Below are 17,132 nucleotides of genomic sequence, written 5' to 3' on the forward strand. Positions count from 1 at the left end.
TCATACGAGTGCTCGTATGACCAGTCGTCGTACCGAAAACTTCCCGCACCGTCCGCGCCCTCGTCAAAGGCGACAAGCATCCCGGATGCCAATGCTACCGCAAGGCGGCCTGCCGGCCACGCTTACGCTCTCCGCGCGCTTGCGAAAGGCGCTGCATGATTACGCCCTGCATCCCCGCGCGCGCGCGCGGCGATGATAAATACCGTCAAGAAGGCTCAAAACGGGGTGACTGGCGAGGAGCCTGCACGTTCGCCGACATCGACCGCGGTTCGTGCGGCAAACGTTCAAGCCGCGCGAGATGCGTGGCACCGGTAATCAATCTTCGCCGAGCCGGAAATTGGGTCGGATTGAAGGTCGTTGATGGGAAGCGGAGCGCCGGTTTCTTTTGTAGCCGTGAAATGAGTTTAGCTGGCCGTTACTGTCACATCATCGAACGGGGCACCGGCAAACGCGGGATCAAACTCATTCATTCTCTCGGTCCAACCTGCGGATGTTAGACGGTGCACATCCGTGCGCCCACCAATGCGTTCATCGATCCCCCAATCGATCTGGACGCCGCCCAGATCCGTCAGGACGTAGCGCCCGTGCATGGGATCCGCTTTCCCCACTTGGTCCCATCGGACAACGCGAACGCGGACGTTCCGGGGCAGACGTGGTGCCAATTCCTGATGGAGCCGTTGCCGCCACTCTCCGCGGCCATGACGGACATCTCCATTGCGATCGCGACCGACCGCGGTGTGGACAATCGTTTCCGCCAGGGGAGCCGGCCCCTTGCGCGCCTCCTCGATCAGCGCGGAGGGAATTGGTGTCCACCGGGCGATCCCGTGATCCATGAAATGCGGATCGACCAGCAACAACCTCCGGCTGACATGTAGCAGCGGCGCGAGTGTCTCGACGATGGCGGTGGCCTCGCGGGGAACAATTGCGTGGTGCGGAACGGAGAACAGGCCTTCTCGATCCTCAGCGTCAGCAGGCCGCAGTGTGACCGGCAATGTGCACGCCACGTCGTCAGTCAGCACCGCATGCCAAGCCGCACGGCCATGCGCGGTGATGACGTTTTCTAGCCAGCTTTTTCCCCTGGCATAGCGATGCGTCACACCGACTGCGCGAACACGAGCCAAGCGGGCCATGATCCGACTGCGCTCGACGTCGGGAAGTTGGCGCGTAATGGCGCGCACGACCGTGCTCCAGTTCTGTCCACCCTGCGCACTGGGAAAGTCGGCGATCAGCCGCCCTTCATCTGGGCCCATCCGGCCCACAGTGCCGCGGAAAGTGTCCCAGCTGCGCGCAACCGTTGCCGGATCGACCGCAAATACCTCGAACATCAGAATAGCTCATCCTCGCGCTCGGCAAAGAAGCCCTGTGGCCAGCGGTCGAGAAACTCGCCGGTCTCATCAATGCGCAAGCGCACCAGTGTGAGACCCGCCTCACCCGGCAAAGCATAGTTGATGCTCAGCATCGTCGGTGTGACGGTAGGCGCGTCGGGATCAGTCTCGCCTTCGTTGGCCTCGCGGATGCGGCGCAACAGGCGCAGCGCGAGATGCTCGCTGTGCGTCTCGATCAGAAAGGTTCGGTTAGCGGTTCCGAACAGCTGATCGGCGATGTCCTCCGTGTCGTTCGGCTCAGCCCGGGGCGTGGCGCCAAAAGCGAACAAATCGCCGAGCCCTGTCTGGAGCCGTGGGTGCACGTGCAGCTCCGGCTGCTCCACGGCGACAAACTTCGCCTTTCGATCAAGCGCCGCGACGACCACTGGCAGCAGCTGAGACACTCCCACTCCGATTTCTGCCGGCTCGACATCGATGCGGCGCGCCACGTCGCGGAGTGTGATCCGGCGTTCTTCGGGGATATCTTCCCACAACCGTGTCAGGTCGCCGAGGTCAAGCGGTGTCAGTCCGCGGGCCATCAGTTCGGCGAATGGATTGGCCATGGCCACACGGCGGAATCGCTCCACCCGTAAGCCGAACCCTGAACCGAGGCGGGTCACTCCTGACATCCAGGCATCAACTTCTGCCACGGTGTCCTCGTCGAGCGTCGCCAGCCGGTCCCACGCCGCCAGCCCGTTCGCCCAACGAGTGGGATCAGGCGAGCGCTGAGCGGAGAAGTTGCGTGGCGGCAGCTCGCGCAGCGGCCCGATCGCGACCATGCTGGCCAGCGTCTCCCGGAGAGCGTTGACGGCGCCGGTCATTACTGCGTTAAGATATTCGTCGACAGCCAGCTGTTCGCGTCGCCCCATGTCGGCGGAATAGACGAAGCCGCGCTCCTCAGATCCCGGCACGATTTCGCCGCGATAAGATCGGGGAAACGCGCGTGGGAAGCTGTCCGGCGGAGCGACCGGATGATCGTCCCAGTCGACCACAAACCCGGCTGCGGGGGGCAGCGCATCAACCGTGTTGAGCACGCCGATGCGAGCGATCGTCTCCCCATCGCTCGTCCGGCGAGGGAAAAGCAGCGTCTGGATATGCCCGTCGGGCGCATCGGGCCATTCTGATTCCTGTGCCGACCAGTCCGGGTCGTTCAGCAGCGGATGGTCGGCGTTAAGGTCCGTGAGCTCTACGCTCCGACCGTCGGCCGAAGCCTCCAAGGCCGCAAACGGCGCCGACCAGGCTGAAACAGCGAGCCGGGCGACGTAAGGTGCCGCGCGTGGCTGGCTCCAACGAATGGTAAGCTCAACTGACGCCTCGTCCGCAAAGTCCGGCGCTTGAAGTCGCTCGGGATCGATCGCCGGTCCCATGTCGTTATAGGCCACGTTGAAGTTGGCGCCCAGATCGTCCAAGGCTAAATCGAAGCCCAGCACCATGTCGCGCCCCGCGTCGCGCTGGTGGACGAGGGCGCGCCAGCCGCCGAGGTCGAGCGTGCCGCCGGCAAGCGTACGATCGGGGTCGAGGTTGCCGCGCTCCAGTACCTCGCGGGCATAGTGAAGCGCGTGGAGTATGCTCGATTTGCCTGCACCATTGGGGCCGTAGAGCAAGGTCACGGGCGCAAGGTCGATGTGGATTGGCACGTCGCCCACCGCCTTGAAATTGCGAAGCGTAATGCCGGTCAGACGCGCCATGCTACAACTCTCCTCGGAAGGCGCGTGTGGCAAGTGACGCGTAAAGGGCCTCCCCGTTCAGCACTGGATCGCCGGCCTGCTCGAGTAGAGCATAGTGTCGCCGCACCAATTCGGCAAAGCGTTGCTGAACAGGCAGAGGAGGACGGCGGATCTTCAGGCCGCGTATGATCGTCAGGTTGAGTCCGTCCATGATCGCACCCTTATTCGCTGCGGCGATCTGCCGGCGAAGCGCAGGAGCGGAGTGGAGTGCCCAAGAGACGAAATGCGGGTCTGCTTGCTCGCGATCGAGCGAGATCGTTGCAAGATGCTTGGTCGAGATTGCGACCGGTATATTGTCGGGTACCACTGCCGATCGTCCCGTCGTTCCCATGATGGTAACGATCACGTCACCCGGCAGAACACGATAGCGCTGCAGCTTTTGGTACTTCTCGGCTGTGATGAAGCGTCGCTCGCCCCAGGCAAAGTGATTCTGAACGGCATTGTCGATGCCGAGCACGGTGACGCCCTCGTCCGTAAACTCGGAATGCCTCAAGTCACTACCAAAGGGGCCGGTACGCATAGAGCCGGGCCTGTCTTCTGCCAGTTGCTCGATGGTGCGCAGCGGCCATTGCTCGTAGCCTGGCGCCAGTTCGCCGACGAGGTGAGCGAATGCAGATGCGATAAACTTATCGGCGTCGGCTAGCGCGGCGCGGCGACGGGCGCGGATCGCGTCCGCCTTGTCCAGGATGGCCGCGATCCGACGCTGTTCGGCTTCGTCGGCGGGGTAGTGCAGCGATATAGCCCCAAGATCGCTAATTGTGATGCCCTTCACGGTCGCACCGTTTCCACGCGCCTCGATCTGTGACCGCCGGGCGAGGAGCGCGTGCAGTAGGAAGCGCGAATTGATCGGCCGACGGGGCGACAGCGCCTTAAGGTCCTGGTTGATGGCAACGTCGATTTCGGCGACTGCAACTTTGCCCAGTGCCATACGGGTGGGCATTATCAGGGTCCCGCGCTTAATGATGCGCGAAGCGGAACTGCGAAGCCCCTCCTCCGTGATGCTTTCGCCCGTTCGCGTGAGCGATGTCGATTTGAAGTCCTTGACGGTCGCCCACGGGATAGTGCCGCCCCAAAAAGAGGGCTCGGCCCGGCTCGGCGTCCCGCCGCCGATGAAGTCAACCACTTGGCTAAGAGGTTCAGTCTTCCACGAAGTCGCCACGCTCACGCCAGTATCCCCTCGAGCTCTTCCAGCTCCGTCAGGATCGCGTGCTCGTTCGCCTTCATGCGCGCGAGGATCGCGGCGGGCGCCTCGTGCGTCACCTCCGCGTGCACCCGCTCGCGCCAGCGGCCGACCGAGAGGTCATAATTGGCGCCTCGCAGTTCTTCGGCCGGCACGACGAACCCCGCCGCGGTGCGATCGGTCAGATCCGCGCTGCCGCGAGCACGCCACGCCGCTAGCGCGGCGGGCAAGTCGTCCTGGTCGGCAGATAGGGGCGCGCGCTTGTCGTCCAGGCTGAAGCCGTCGCGCTCGACATCATAGAAGAACACGTCGTGCGTCTGCCCGCCTTTGGTGAACAGCAGGATGGCGGTGGAGACACCAGCATAGGGCTTGAACACGCCCGCCGGGAGCGAGATCACGCCGTCGAGCTGGTGTCGCTCGACCAGATGCTCGCGCAAGGCACGATGCGCGGAGGATGAGCCGAACAGCACGCCGTCGGGCACGATCGTCGCCGATCGGCCGCCGGTGCGCAGCATGCGTAGGATCAGCGCGACGAACAGCAGTTCGGTCTTGCGGGTCTTCACCGTGCGTGACAGGTCGGGTGAGACGTCGTCGGCGTCTAGGTTGCCCTTAAACGGCGGATTAGCCAGCACCGCGGTGAACGCATCGGATGCCAGTGCCGCATTGTCGCCGCGCGCGAAGCCTGCGGACAGCGCGTCCTGATAGCGGATGCGCGGCGCTTCCAGCCCATGCAACTTTAGGTTCATCTCCGCGATACGCAGCATCGTCACGTCGAAGTCGAAGCCCGTGGCGAAATCGCCGCCCAGGTGCGCCCACTGTTCCGGACTCAGTAGATCGCCGGTCGGATGCTCGCCGTTTTCCGAACTATACTTGCGCAGAACACGCTCCAGCGCCGCAACGAGGAAACCTCCAGTACCGCACGCCGGATCAGCGACGCGATCCTCCGGGCCGATCTCCAGAAGATCGGCCATGAAGCGGATGATGTGCCGTGGTGTGCGAAACTGACCGTTGATCCCGGCGGTGGTGAGCTTGCCGAGCAGATACTCGTAAATGTCGCCCTTGTCGTCGCCGCCAGTGAGCGGGAGCTGGTCGATCAGCTCGACGGCCGTTTTGACCAGGCTCGGCTTCGGAATCATGAACTGCGCGTCGGCCATGGAACGGCCGAGGCTTCGCAGGTGCGGGAAAGCTTCATCGCGCAGGCGGCGCATTAGCTCCTCGCTCGATCCCAGCTCACGCAGCCGGCTCCAACGGATCGCTTGTGCCTCGGGGCCAAAGCGGTGGTTGAAGGCACGGCCGGTGCGCCGCTCGATGGCCTCCCCGCGCGCCTCCGCTGCGTCCATCAGACGAAGGAAGATAAGATAGGTGATCTGTTCGATCACGGTCAGCGGGTTGGTGATGCCGCCCGTCCAGAAGTCGGTCCAAAGCCGATCGATGTTGCTGCGAAGCGCAGGGTTCATTGCAGGTTGTCCTGAGTGAAGGGGGCGAAGGGCTGGATCAGCGCGACCACCGCGTCAGCAGTCTCGTAGGGGAAGATCGCGTCCAGTCCCCCCTGGTCGATGGTGGTAAAAGGGGGTTCGTAGAGGGCGGGCACTCCAATCACGCCGTATCTCGTGATCTGTCCCTCAAGGAGCTGAAGAAAGCGGCGCTGGGTGCCTGTCAGGCCGGGATGCGCGGCGGCGAAAGCCGCGAAGCGGTCGCGAAGGGCGGCCGGGTCAACACCAACTGCCTGGCGCAGGAAGGCGCGCAGGCCATCCGTCTCGCCATAAAACTCGCGCAGCACGGCCATGTCGATGCTCGGCCGCCCCACCAACGCCAGCTTGACCAGGCGGTCGATGTCAGCCTGATCAACGGGCTCACCGGCGCGCAGACGGCGGAGCGCCGGGTCGGTGTCGAACAGGTGCCGCAGCTCCTCGTTCACCTCGGCTTCGTATCGGCGCATATCGACTGCGCTGACGCCTGAACCACGGCGAGACAGGCGCAGGCCGCCTTCGTCCTCGGTCACGTCGTAAACGCGAGGAGCCCCGCCGGTCGTCACTGGCGCTGCTAGGTGCATGAGCTCGCGCACCGACCGGCGAAGTGTCTCCAGTGCGGCTGTGTCTGCCGAGTCCCACCAAGCGAGCGTCGTGGCTTGGCCGATCAGCGCAGCCTGCGCCTGCACCTGGGCGAGGTTGGCAGGCAGCTCGGCTAGGCGCTCGCGCACACCTGCCGCCAGGTCGGCAGCACCCGCCGCGCCAGTGACCCGCGCCCGTTGCACGGCGGTGATCTGGAGATCGAAGCGTGCGGCAGCGGGATTAGGCAGCGGGCGCCACGCCATTAGTGGGGCGATGTCCTCGCGCAGCAGCGCGACGTCCTCACGGGTCAGCCGATCAAAGAGGCCAGGATTTTGCGCCTCCCGCTTGGGCCGCAGCTTCGCGCGAACTGGCAGGCTGCGCTCGTCTAGGTCGGCGATATCGTTCGCGATCAGCGCACTGGAGATGGCCTCTGCCTGCGCGTTCCCGGCGGAGCGCGCAGCCTGCAGAAGCTCGACGCGGGTGAGGAACAATCGCGTGAGCAGCGGCACGGCGGTGTCCGCCGTCGCGGCGGTGGCCTGTTGCCCGAACCGCTCGAAATTTCCCCAGTGATCGAAGATGCGGAAGTGCGTCTTGTCCTTGCCCGGCCCGAACAGGTCCTGGCGGAGACGGGTGCCCCGGCCGATCATCTGGTGGAACTTGACGAACGAGCGCACCGGCCGCGCGAAGACTAGGTTGACGATCTCCGGCACGTCCACGCCCGTATCCAACATATCGACCGAAATGGCGACGCGCAGGGCGTCCGCCGGATCCTTAAAGCGCTCCAGCAGCTCGTCGGCGCGTTCAACGCTGCTGGTGATCACGCGCGCCGCGTCGCCAAATTGCGGGTACATCTCGAGCCACAAGCGTAGGAGCAGCTCAGCATGCCGTTGGGAACGGGCGAAGACGATTGTCTTGCCGAGTTGGGCGCCATTGGCGTCGCGGATGCCGTTCTCTGCCAGCGTGCGGAGCACTTGACGGTTGGTGTCCTTGTTGAACACCGCGCGGTCGAGCTCGTCTGAACTATAGTCGAGGCTCTGGACGTCGACGCCTTGCTCCTCGAGCTGGCGCACTTGCTCTGCGGTAAAGATGTCTTCGCGCAATCCCTCGCGCGAGAAGCGCGTCGAGGCCTCCCAAACCTCGTAGGGGACCAGCCACCGGGCCGCGATAGCCTCGTCGAGTGGATAGCTGAACGTTGGGCGCCCATTCTCGCAGCCGAACATCTCGAAGGTATTCCGCGCCAAGGCGGCGAGCGGCGTCGCCGTCAGCCCAACGGCGCGCGCGTCGAACCACTCGATCAGCTCCCGATAAACGTTGTAGAGGCTGCGGTGCGACTCGTCGGCGATAATCAGGTCGAAGAAGCCGGGATCGAAGGCGCGATAAAGGTCGTACATGCCCTGATAGGTCGCAAAGAACACGCGCTCGGGCGGATCAGCGGGCAGGCGAGCATCGACAACCCGAAGCGGCTCGGCAGGTAGCAGCGCCGCGAACGCGTCGCGCGCCTGCTTACGAAGCTCGCGCCGGTCGCATAGGAACAGCACGCGCTTGGCCTGGCCTGCAGCCAGCAGCCGCTCGGTTATGGCAACGGCGACGCGGGTCTTGCCTGTGCCGGTTGCTTGCACGACTAATGCGCGCCGGTGCCCGCTATCGAACCGTTCAGAGACGCGCGCGACCGCTTCCTGCTGGTATGCGCGAGCGTGGACGGACGTGGGCATCGGCTGCGCCGTGATCGGCTGCGCCTCGGCCCTGCGGGCAATCAGGGATCGGAGGCTGCCGCGGGAGTAGAAGCCCCAAACCGGCCGCATTGCTTCGCTCTGCCCAGCCGCGTTTGGGGAATCGTTCCAGATCCATAGCTCATAGCCATTCGTGAGGAAGATCACCGGCCGCTGCCCATAGGCGATTTCCAGCGTGTCAGCGTAGCGACGCGCCTGTTCCGCGCCAGCGAGCGGGTCCCGTGCAGTGCACTTGGCCTCAACAACAGCAAGGGGGCGAGCGTCCTCGTCCCACAGCACATAATCAGCACGCTCGGCGCCCACCGGGACCTCTCGGCCGATTGCGTTACCCCGCCAACCCGATTCTAGAAGCAGCCCGTCGATCAACTCGGTGCGCGTGCCGGCCTCGTCCAGCTCTACTGCACTGGCCGCACGTGCGACCGCCTCGGCCGCAGGCAGCGGCTCGAGTTCGGCTGGCGGTGCTGACGCGGGCGCGACGGAGGGCTCGGCCTCCTGGGCCAGCGCGGGATCATAACCCGGCAGAGTGTCTGCCGGAAGCTGTCCGACCAGCACGAGCAACAGCCGCCCAACATCATGTGCTTGGCGCACGGCTAGACGGACCTGCTCGGCGCTGGGCTCGCCGCCATGGGCTGCATCATTGCCCAAGCGACGCAAGGCATGCAGGCGAGCAATCACCGGCTCCGGCAAGGCGCGCGCGAACAGATCGGCCTTCATCAGATCGAAGAGGTTCGACCCGATACCGGGCAGCGGCAGCTGCCACCGCCGATACAGCTGCTTCACAAGTTGTTCGACAAACAGCCGCAACTGGATCGCCGCAGCAACCGGCTCGGAGTCCGCATGCCGATCGGCGAACGCGCCAGCGGCGGCCAGCGCAGGCCAGCGCTCACTCAGTGCTGCGAAGTTGCCGTGTCCTGCGGCCATGTCCTTGATCTGCTCCTTGTCATTTCCACTGCCGAGACAGCTCCCACGATGGAGTACCGCTCTCATCTCCAAAGAGGAAGCAGCTCGGTTCAACGCGTGGGGCACGGCCATGTAGCGTAGTCAGCAAAAGCCATGCCAAGTTGGAAACGCCCTTGCACATACCGCGCAGCACTCAAATTACAGCAAAGTTTCTTGCGTATAAGCAATCAGCGTTGCACATACCAGCCGGTATGCGGGTGCTTGTGTCCTGGATAGGTTTGGCAGACCTTGCCGCCTCTCGCGAGGGTTCGCCCGACGACGTCGGCCCGATCGGAGCCGCGCTGGAGGCGCAAAACTTCGACCGCGCTCTACTGCTGGCCAATCAACCGCCTGCCGCCGTCGAGGACTATGCCGCATGGCTGAGGGGTAGAGCGTCCCACGTTCTTATTACTACGCACCCGGTGCCGCTGTCAGGCCCCAGCGCCTTTGCGGAAGTTTTCGCGGGCGTCGCAAGCGTCTTGGATGGTCATTTGGCCGAGCTACGCGACGCTGTCGATGTAGCGCTCTACCTCTCACCAGGAACGCCGGTCATGGCGGCGACGTGGCTGATCCTGGGCAAGACGCGCTATCATCAGCTGCCGATCAGCTTTCTGGAGTCTTCTCAACGGATTGTCTCGCGACTGGATGTGCCGTTCCAACTTGCGGCAACTATCCTCCCCGACGTGCTGCGCAGCGCCGACGAACAGATCGCCCGCCGCGCGCGCGGTGCTGTGCCCCCTGATGCGGCGTTCGACGCCATTCTCCACCGCAGCGAGCTGATGGAACGCGTCGTCAATCTTGCTCGAAAGGCCGCTCGCAGCAGCCTTCCTGTCTTGATTGAGGGCGAGTCGGGGGTCGGCAAGGAGCTACTGGCGCAGGCGATCCACAAGGCGGGGCCCTTCGCCGGCGCACCCTTGGTGACAGTTAACTGTGGAGCCCTGCCAGAGCAGCTCGTCGAATCTCTGCTGTTCGGGCATCGCAGGGGTGCATTCACCGGTGCGACGTCCGACCATGTCGGATTTCTCGAGGCGGCGGGAGGGGGAACGCTGTTCCTCGATGAGATCGGCGAGCTGCCGCTGGCAGTGCAAGTCAAGCTGCTCCGTGCGCTCCAAGAAGGGGAGGTGTTGCCGGTAGGCGCCACACGAGCGAAGCAGGTGAGCATCCGGATCGTTGCCGCCACCAATCGGGAGCTTCATGATGAGGTCATCGCAGGAAGGTTTCGGGAAGACCTGTTCTATCGGCTGTGTGTCATTCGGCTGATTGTGCCGCCACTACGTGATCGCGGGGACGACCTATCGTTTCTCATTGACCGACTGCTTGCACGAATGTCCGTGGAGACGGAAGCCGCGGCATCGCCGCGGCTATTGTCGGCCGATGCTCGGGCGCTGCTTCTCGCTCAGCGATGGCCGGGCAACGTGCGCGAGCTTCAGAACACGCTGCTGCGCCTCCTCTTCCTGACCGACGCAGCGGTAATCACCGCCGAGCACGTCCACAGTGCTCTGCTGCCCGCGCGGGTGCCTGCCGAAACCGGCATCCTTGACCGGTCACTTGGAGAAACGTTCGATCTCAAGCGGGTCCAGGCGGAACTCACCAGCCATTATATCAAACGCGCGCTTGACGAGGCCCAGGGCGGCATAAGCCAGGCTGCAAGACTGCTGGGGACGAGCCGCCAAAATCTCACCAACTGGATCAAAGAAGCGGAGGCGCGCGGACCTCTCACGTAGCGGTTGCCGACCAGGGATTTGGCTGCTGCCCGGGGCAATTCAACGCCTGGCATAAGGGCGGCTGAGGCACTCATGTTCAGCGGGGTGTCCGTCTAGGTGGGCGGTCGCCCAAACGTCGGTAGTCTCGACGATATACTGAACGGCAAAGAGTGGTCGGTAGCGCCTGGTGCAGTGGATTGCTGCTTATGCCGCTCGAATGCTACCTGTCCGTGGCAGGGGAACGGAAATTTCCCATTCCTTACAGTGCCCAGCTTTAGAGGGTTCCGGGCACCATTCACCCTAGGCTATTGAAAGGCCTGGGTAATAGCTGAGAAACAACGGTTTTTACAGGCGACTGTTACAGATGTAACAGGGGCGGAAAGCCATTTGTACCTATCTCGCCAAGTGCGGTTCCACCTACTATTTTCGACGGGCAATCCCTGTCGAGCTACGGTCTGCCTTCGGCGGGCGGGCTGAGTTTATGCTGTCGCTACGGCCCAAGGAACGGGCTGAGGCCCTGCTCACATTGTCGAGACGGACAAGCTGCTAGCAGATGCTGCCCGGTCCCTAGCTGGCAAGCCTGCCCCCAAGCCGAAAGCTCCCCAGTCCCCTGCTCAGATAGAACGGGAGCGGACCCGATGGGAACGGGAGCAAGAGCAAGCGGACCATGTAGCTGATGAGCTATTCACAACGGACATGGAGGCTGAGGCCCTATTTCCGATCATGGATGCGAATGCTGAGGGTGGTGATATCGATGTTTCCTCTGCTGACATAGCCAAGGCAGCCCGTCGCCTGATCGTGGATGAGCGGGAGAAGGCTGACTTAGACCGGGATACCCTGATTGCGGCTGTGGTAGCCCGCTACGGCAAGGATGCCCGCGCATCAGAAAGCCGAAATCAGGCCGTTGAGTACAGCGACGACGCCAGCGCCGATGAGGGCAAGGGCAAATACCCAGATACAGATATCGTCGACGGGTGCTCGACGGCCTCATCGCTCGGCTCGGCCCCGAAGGGGACGTCGATGGGCTGTCGCTCGGAGAGTTCGCCGGGATCGGTACAGGCCTCGACCGCATCAACCTCTTGACGCTTCACAGTGCCAAGGGGCGCGAGTTCGATGTCGTGACCCTTGTGGGGATGGAAGAAGGCCGGTTGCCGCGAAACAATCCGAGTGCAAGCGACCTGCGGGAGGCGCGGCGGCTTTTTACGTAGGATTCACGCGGGCGCGCCATGAGGTCCGTTTTCTTCACGGCAAGAATATCCCGTCGCGGTTTGTCACCGAGGTATTATGCCGGTTAACAGATGAAGCGGAATGACGATGCCCTTGCGATAGATGCGCTCGGGCCCCGGCATCCATCACTGCCCTCACGAGGACCGCTGCCGCGGCTGGCGTCTCGTTGATCATGTCGACCGGCAGCGCTTTCGGGCTGGCCACAGCCTCCAGCACTCCAGCGATTTGCTACGCCAGTTCATAGAGCCTTGCCATGTCGCCTCGGTTTCTGCGGAAAGGTTCAGATCTCCGCGAGTCCGCCCTCGAGCTGCGCAAACCGTCCCTTGATGGCTGCCGTCACGCTTTCATGGATCTCGGTTGCGAAATCCGCAGGCATCCTAGCAAGTGCCCGCTCGGAAGCCGATACCGCATTGTCGAGCACGTCGCGAATTGCAGCGAAGATCATGGCGCGGCCCATTCCTCCTTCGAGACCGGTCTCAACGAAATGGCGACCGGAGATGTCGAGTATCTTGTATTTCCGGCTCGTTCCGGCCGACATCGCCAGCCTGAAGCTTCTGTGAGGGATCTGTCTTTTGTCGAAGGCGGGCTGTGCGGTAAGCACGTCGTAGAAGGGCGTCAGGGCATATCGACCGCCAGGGCGGAGAAAGATGCTGAAGTTCTTTCCGTGTCCGTCGGTCGCCCCGATAAGCCAGAACAGAATGATGGCCCTGAAGAACGCCGCCTGATCGTTGACGGGTTCGTCAGCCTGCTGCAGCAGCTTCAGAATGCTCGCTGCGCTGGGGCCGCCCTCGCTCTGATACTTGCGGGCAGGCGGAATGCCGAGGGCCTGACAACAGTCTTCCTGAGGCAGGCGCAGCAGCTCGGCGCCGCCCCGCCACAGGCGATCGAAACGCTCGACCACGAGGACCCGGCGCTTCCCAAACGTGTCGATGCGGGTCTGAGCGACCTTGAGGCCAAATTCCTCCAGAAGCGTCAGGCAGTAGTGCTCGTTGTCTACGCTCGCATCCATGTCGATCGGCCCGATCGCGGTCGGTATTAGTCCAAGCTGCGGTTTCAGGATGTGTGTGGTCGGGGTGGTGCCTCTGGGTCGCAGCCACCTGTCTCGATGGTGGAGCAGTGCCGTCTTCTCCTGCGCTCCGGCAATCGAGATGCGGAATTCCTGCCCGGCATCCATGCCGAGAGGCGCCCGTGCGAGATTAGCCAGGATCTTTTCGATTTCCTCGACCGAAATCCGCTCTCCCTGAACGTCGCTCAGGGCGCTCGGCTGTTCGCCTTTATGGAGAAACTGCATGGCGCCTGCGCAGTCCCGACCGATCTCCTCCAGAAGACTATATGCGTCAGTTCCCTCTGCACCGGTCCGCTCGGCAACCCGTCTGCGGATATCGGGATTGTCGGGGAGCAGGTTGTCGAAAACAGCGGCCACGGGTGCGCCGGCATATGGCGTAGGTCGCAGCGGCAGGGACAGCGAGACAGCGAAGGCATTCTGCCATTCGAGCCAACGGCTGTCGTAGCCGAACCGGACAGCACCGTCGTTCTCCTTGGCCAGATGGCCAACGAGCCGGTTGTTGATGAAGACGTCGAGCGGGACGTGTGCTCTCCTGCGTGGCATCAGAAGATGTCCTCGGTGCCTTGCGTATTGCGAGCGTTTCGTTCCTCGACGACTAGATCGAGGTCGAGCACTGCAAACAGCGCGTGGATCGACGAAAGTTTCGTGCCCTCGTGGCCTGTCTCGATCCTCGAGATGAGTTCCTGACGCAGGCCAGATAGGGCAGAGAGATCGTGCTGCGTCCATCCCCGCCCCTTGCGGGCGTTGCGGATGGCTGTTCCCAGTTGCAGCGGGGATCTGATGATCTGGAACATACCGGCCTCCACGAGCGTATATGCCATAAATCGCATAAGATAGTAGTATGCGCTTTCTCACATATAATCATGTTATGTCCAAACGCGCATAATATTGCTTTATGCTGTTAAACGCATAAAGCGATATTATGCTGTTTATCGCATCTCGAACGCCGTACGGGCAGCCGATCTGAAATGATCGGGCTCGGGATCAAGCGGTATAGGGACAAACGATCGCCAATCACGCTCGAGGCGCTGGCCGGTTCTCACCAGATTAATTCGCTCGCCGTAGCTGCCCTCACAGCGATATCTGTTACCCGCTGCCGAACTTAGCTGGGGCGGAGCGAAATTTGCCAATGATCTGAGTGCCCGGTTTCGTCCCCCGTGGGGCACCATTTTCCCGGCGCGCTTCGTCGCCGGGACCGTCGTTCCGATACCATCCGCCGAATCTTCAAATCGCTTCCGGCCGCGCATCTTGCGTGTCATGCTGCCGGGGATGAAGAAAGACGTCTATGAATTGCGGCTGCAGGCCTTGCAGCTGGCGCTCGTGCAGACCCAGATCGCGGCGGCGGAGAGTGGCGAGCGGGTGGTGATCCTGCTCGAAGGACGCGATGGGGCGGGCAAGGACGGCACGATCAAGCGGATGGTCGAGCATATCTGGACGCGCGCGACCCGCGTCGTGGCGCTGCCCAAGCCGTCCGACCGCGAACGGTCGCAATGGTATTTCCAGCGCTATGTCGCGCACTTGCCCGCGGCGGGCGAGCTCGTGATCCTCAACCGGTCGTGGTACAATCGCGCCGGGGTGGAGACGGTCATGGGGTTTTCGACCGCGGCCGAGCAGGAAGCGTTTCTGCGCGATGCCCCCGATTTCGAACGGATGCTGATCGAAAGCGGTATCCGGCTGGTCAAGCTGTGGCTCGACATCTCGCGCAAGGAGCAGAAGGACCGGCTGGATGCGCGGCGGACCGATCCGCTCAAGCAGCTGAAGGTATCGGACCTCGACGCGGTGGCGCAGGAACGCTGGGACGATTATTCCGCCGCGCGCGACCGGATGCTGTCGCGCACGCATACCGCGCTGTCGCCATGGCACTGCATCCGCGCCGACAGCAAAAAACCGGCACGGATCGCCGCGCTCGCCCATGTCGTCGCGCGGATCGCGCCGGACGCGATCGCGCGCGAGCACGACCTGCCCGACCCGAAGGTGCTGTTCGCGTTCGAGGAGAGCGCGACGACCGACGGACGGCTGGCGCGCTGATCCCGACGCTCGTTCAGAAGCTGTAGGCGACCCCGACCGCACCCAGCCACTGGTTGCTCGACCCGTTGCGCGCGACGAGCGGGCTGTCGGCGAAGTCGTTGAGCATTTTGCGATAGACGACCGTGCCGAACAGCTGCCAGCCCGAGCGCAGGTCGCCGCTGATCGAATGACCCGCCAGCGCGCCCAGCGTCCAGTTCTTCCACCCGCTGCGCGCGTTGTAGATCGGCAGGCCGCTGGCCAGCGACTGCGCCTGATTTACCGAGAAATACCGGTCGGCATAGCCTTCGCCGACCCGCTCGGCCGATACGAACACCCCGGCGATCGCGCGCAGGCTGAGCGGGGTGACATAGTTGATCGTCGGGGCGAGGACGGTCGACTTGTGGCCGCCGGCGACATCCTTGCGATAGCTGAGCGAGACCGAGAGGCGGTCGAACTGCGACGTGATGACGCCGGTCTTGCCGATGCCGACATAGCCGCCCAGTTCGATCGCGGTGCCGACGGTGCCGAGCGCGCGGACCTGCGCGTCATCGATGCCCCTGGTCGAGTTGCGGTTGAGGCCGACGACCGCGATCGGTCCGGCCTGGATGTCCCAGGTGGGGCCGACGCCGTCGCGGATCAGGTCGACGCTGGCGCGGTTGCCGGCCAGCAGGAAGTTGAACCCCGACACGCGTCCCGTCGCGGCGGGGACCGGCGAGAAGCTGTAATCGTCCGACCCTTCGTAATCGGGCAGCACGGCGGCACCCAGGCCGACGACGTAGAAATCGCCGCCGGTATCTTCATTGGGAACCGCTGACGCGGGCACCGCCGGCCCCGTCGCGTCCTGGGCAAGGGCGGGCGTGGCGAAGGTCGTGGCGAGGATGGCGGCGAGAATGGCGCGCAAGGGCGTGGCTCCGGATGAATGTTGCTGGAGCGTAACGCTGTCCCGAACGCTTCGGTCCGTATGGAAAACTACAGCAGGTAGCGAATCCGCACCTGTTGCATCGTTACATCACCTGCCAGCGGAAACTCGGCCGCGCTGAACTTGGGGGGCCCGAAGCGGATCGCAGGATTGCGCGAGAAGCCGAAGCCTTCGCGCGGGATGCCGGCAAAGGTGTCGAGCTTCGCATTGTTGTTTTCGTCGTGGATGATCGACACGGCATAATCGCCGCGCCCCAGCCCGGCGATACGCACACCGCGATCCCCTGCGGCGAAGGTGCGGGTCACGGCGTTGCGATCGTCGGTGCAGCCCGGAAAATTCTTGGGATCGGCGGTCAGGCACAGGCGGATCACGCCCTTTGTCGAACGCAGGTCGCTGACCCGGACGTCAAGCGTGCCCGTCGGCATGGCCCCCGGCAGCGTCGCCAGCACCAGCGCCGCCATGCCCGCGCGCCGTCCGACGCGCCAGGCGCGCGCGTTCCTTTTCGAAGTCGCCGAGCCCGCCGTCGGTGCCGCACACCCGGTCCCAGAAACGGAAGTACAGTCCGAAGTTGCAGCCATAGCGTTCATGATGCCTCTGATGATGGCTGGCGGTAATCAGCCAGCCGCCCAATCGCCCCGCCCACATGAACCGGGGGAACATCTCCCACCCCATGTGGTTCGTAACGCCCATAACCGTCATGATCGTCAGCACCAATGCCAGTGCGCCGATGTGGATCGGAATCACGAAAACCAGTAGCGGAATTACCACAGCGCCGGTCAGCGCCTCGATCGGGTGGAACGCCATCGCCGCCCATGCGGTGGGCGGGCGGCTGGCATGGTGGACGGCATGGGCGATCCGGAACCATTTCGGCCGGTGCATCCAGCGATGCGTCCAGTAGAACCAGCTGTCGTGCGCGAACAGGTACAACAGCACCGACAGCGGCAGATACCACAGCGGATATGCGTCGATCTGCGCATAGATTTGCGTCCAGCCGCGATGCTGCCACCCCCATGCGACGATACCGGCGGGAATGCCGTAGATCGCGGCGGACAGCAGCGACCAGCGGATTTCCTTCGCGATCTGCGCATCGAGGCCGCGGTACAGCCCGGGATGCCGCGCGCGCGTGGCAAAGGCGAAGCCGGCCGAGGCGAGCAGATAGCGTACGCCCACGATCAGCGTCATCGCCACGGCGGACAGCAGGATGGCCAGCGGGATCGAC

15 protein-coding genes are annotated in these 17,132 nt (G+C 63.6%); 5 read left to right on the forward strand and 10 right to left on the reverse strand.

Annotated features, from left to right (window positions below):
* Nucleotides 1–404: 404 nt before the first annotated feature.
* From QLH51_RS00005 to QLH51_RS00025, 5 genes are read right to left on the reverse strand one after another with little or no spacing between them, the layout of a single operon-like run.
* Nucleotides 405–1,325, reverse strand: a complete 921-nt coding sequence (locus QLH51_RS00005; RefSeq protein ID WP_125655057.1) for a hypothetical protein — start codon at nucleotides 1,323–1,325, stop codon at nucleotides 405–407.
* Entirely contained in the window at nucleotides 1,325–3,052 is a 1,728-nt protein-coding gene (locus tag QLH51_RS00010; protein ID WP_125655055.1) for an AAA family ATPase, read from the reverse strand. The genes QLH51_RS00005 and QLH51_RS00010 overlap by 1 nt, the downstream gene beginning before the upstream one ends.
* A gap of 1 nt (nucleotide 3,053) precedes the next feature.
* Nucleotides 3,054–4,256, reverse strand: a complete 1,203-nt coding sequence (locus QLH51_RS00015; protein WP_206428838.1) for a restriction endonuclease subunit S — start codon at nucleotides 4,254–4,256, stop codon at nucleotides 3,054–3,056.
* Nucleotides 4,253–5,728 (reverse strand): type I restriction-modification system subunit M, encoded by a 1,476-nt coding sequence (locus tag QLH51_RS00020; protein WP_125655053.1) that lies wholly within the window; start codon nucleotides 5,726–5,728, stop codon nucleotides 4,253–4,255. The genes QLH51_RS00015 and QLH51_RS00020 overlap by 4 nt, the downstream gene beginning before the upstream one ends.
* Nucleotides 5,725–8,973 (reverse strand): DEAD/DEAH box helicase family protein, encoded by a 3,249-nt coding sequence (locus QLH51_RS00025; protein WP_164516064.1) that lies wholly within the window; start codon nucleotides 8,971–8,973, stop codon nucleotides 5,725–5,727. The genes QLH51_RS00020 and QLH51_RS00025 overlap by 4 nt, the downstream gene beginning before the upstream one ends.
* 257 nt (nucleotides 8,974–9,230) lie before the next feature.
* Here QLH51_RS00025 and QLH51_RS00030 point away from each other — a divergent pair, with 257 nt between their 5' ends.
* The 4 genes from QLH51_RS00030 (at nucleotide 9,231) to QLH51_RS00040 (ending at nucleotide 11,902) form a co-directional block, all read left to right on the forward strand.
* A complete protein-coding gene (locus tag QLH51_RS00030) occupies nucleotides 9,231–10,715 on the forward strand; it encodes a sigma-54 interaction domain-containing protein (protein WP_283514132.1) in 1,485 nt (494 codons plus the stop codon).
* Between the two features lie 364 nt (nucleotides 10,716–11,079).
* Nucleotides 11,080–11,244 (forward strand): DUF6538 domain-containing protein, encoded by a 165-nt coding sequence (locus QLH51_RS19900; RefSeq protein ID WP_443018804.1) that lies wholly within the window; start codon nucleotides 11,080–11,082, stop codon nucleotides 11,242–11,244.
* 146 nt (nucleotides 11,245–11,390) lie between these two features.
* Complete coding sequence (locus QLH51_RS00035) at nucleotides 11,391–11,777, forward strand: hypothetical protein (protein WP_206428840.1); 387 nt, start codon at nucleotides 11,391–11,393, stop codon at nucleotides 11,775–11,777.
* A 35-nt stretch (nucleotides 11,778–11,812) separates the two neighbouring features.
* Entirely contained in the window at nucleotides 11,813–11,902 is a 90-nt protein-coding gene (locus QLH51_RS00040) for a hypothetical protein (RefSeq protein WP_283514196.1), read from the forward strand.
* A gap of 299 nt (nucleotides 11,903–12,201) precedes the next feature.
* Here the strand turns inward: QLH51_RS00040 and QLH51_RS00045 are convergent, their stop codons facing one another.
* Together QLH51_RS00045 and QLH51_RS00050 are read right to left on the reverse strand one after the other, a co-directional pair.
* Nucleotides 12,202–13,530, reverse strand: coding sequence for a type II toxin-antitoxin system HipA family toxin (locus QLH51_RS00045; RefSeq protein ID WP_125655047.1), 1,329 nt, complete (start codon nucleotides 13,528–13,530; stop codon nucleotides 12,202–12,204).
* A complete protein-coding gene (locus QLH51_RS00050; protein ID WP_206428836.1) occupies nucleotides 13,530–13,808 on the reverse strand; it encodes a helix-turn-helix domain-containing protein in 279 nt (92 codons plus the stop codon). The genes QLH51_RS00045 and QLH51_RS00050 overlap by 1 nt, the downstream gene beginning before the upstream one ends.
* A 448-nt stretch (nucleotides 13,809–14,256) precedes the next feature.
* On the opposite strand from QLH51_RS00050, the gene ppk2 reads away from it, so the two are divergent.
* Nucleotides 14,257–15,015 carry a polyphosphate kinase 2 gene (ppk2, locus tag QLH51_RS00055; RefSeq protein WP_125655043.1) on the forward strand — a complete coding sequence of 253 codons (759 nt, stop codon included), beginning with the start codon at nucleotides 14,257–14,259 and terminating at the stop codon, nucleotides 15,013–15,015.
* Nucleotides 15,016–15,028: 13 nt separating this feature from the next.
* On the opposite strand, the gene QLH51_RS00060 is transcribed toward ppk2, so the two are convergent.
* From QLH51_RS00060 to QLH51_RS00070, 3 genes are all read right to left on the reverse strand, one after another.
* On the reverse strand, nucleotides 15,029–15,895 hold the full coding sequence (locus QLH51_RS00060; RefSeq protein WP_206428835.1) for a MipA/OmpV family protein: 867 nt from the start codon (nucleotides 15,893–15,895) through the stop codon (nucleotides 15,029–15,031).
* A 68-nt stretch (nucleotides 15,896–15,963) separates the two neighbouring features.
* The gene (locus QLH51_RS00065; protein ID WP_125655041.1) at nucleotides 15,964–16,374 is read right to left on the reverse strand and encodes a DUF2141 domain-containing protein; all 411 of its coding nucleotides are present in this window, start codon (nucleotides 16,372–16,374) and stop codon (nucleotides 15,964–15,966) included.
* Nucleotides 16,319–17,128 (reverse strand): sterol desaturase family protein, encoded by an 810-nt coding sequence (locus QLH51_RS00070; protein WP_125655092.1) that lies wholly within the window; start codon nucleotides 17,126–17,128, stop codon nucleotides 16,319–16,321. The genes QLH51_RS00065 and QLH51_RS00070 overlap by 56 nt, the downstream gene beginning before the upstream one ends.
* Nucleotides 17,129–17,132 lie beyond the last annotated feature (4 nt).

It is taken from the genome of Sphingomonas sp. 2R-10 (assembly GCF_030062225.1).
Lineage (GTDB): Bacteria > Pseudomonadota > Alphaproteobacteria > Sphingomonadales > Sphingomonadaceae > Sphingomonas.

Excerpts from the sequence above, each read along its gene's own strand:
- QLH51_RS00045 (WP_125655047.1), bottom strand. The coding sequence starts at position 13,530 with ATGCCACGCAGGAGAGCACACGTCCCGCTCGACGTCTTCATCAACAAC.
- QLH51_RS00050 (WP_206428836.1), bottom strand. The coding sequence starts at position 13,808 with ATGGCATATACGCTCGTGGAGGCCGGTATGTTCCAGATCATCAGATCC.
- QLH51_RS00035 (WP_206428840.1), top strand. The coding sequence starts at position 11,391 with ATGGAGGCTGAGGCCCTATTTCCGATCATGGATGCGAATGCTGAGGGT.
- QLH51_RS00010 (WP_125655055.1), bottom strand. The coding sequence starts at position 3,052 with ATGGCGCGTCTGACCGGCATTACGCTTCGCAATTTCAAGGCGGTGGGC.
- QLH51_RS00025 (WP_164516064.1), bottom strand. The coding sequence starts at position 8,973 with ATGGCCGCAGGACACGGCAACTTCGCAGCACTGAGTGAGCGCTGGCCT.
- QLH51_RS00005 (WP_125655057.1), bottom strand. The coding sequence starts at position 1,325 with ATGTTCGAGGTATTTGCGGTCGATCCGGCAACGGTTGCGCGCAGCTGG.
- QLH51_RS00020 (WP_125655053.1), bottom strand. The coding sequence starts at position 5,728 with ATGAACCCTGCGCTTCGCAGCAACATCGATCGGCTTTGGACCGACTTC.
- ppk2 (WP_125655043.1), top strand. The coding sequence starts at position 14,257 with ATGAAGAAAGACGTCTATGAATTGCGGCTGCAGGCCTTGCAGCTGGCG.
- QLH51_RS00065 (WP_125655041.1), bottom strand. The coding sequence starts at position 16,374 with ATGGCGGCGCTGGTGCTGGCGACGCTGCCGGGGGCCATGCCGACGGGC.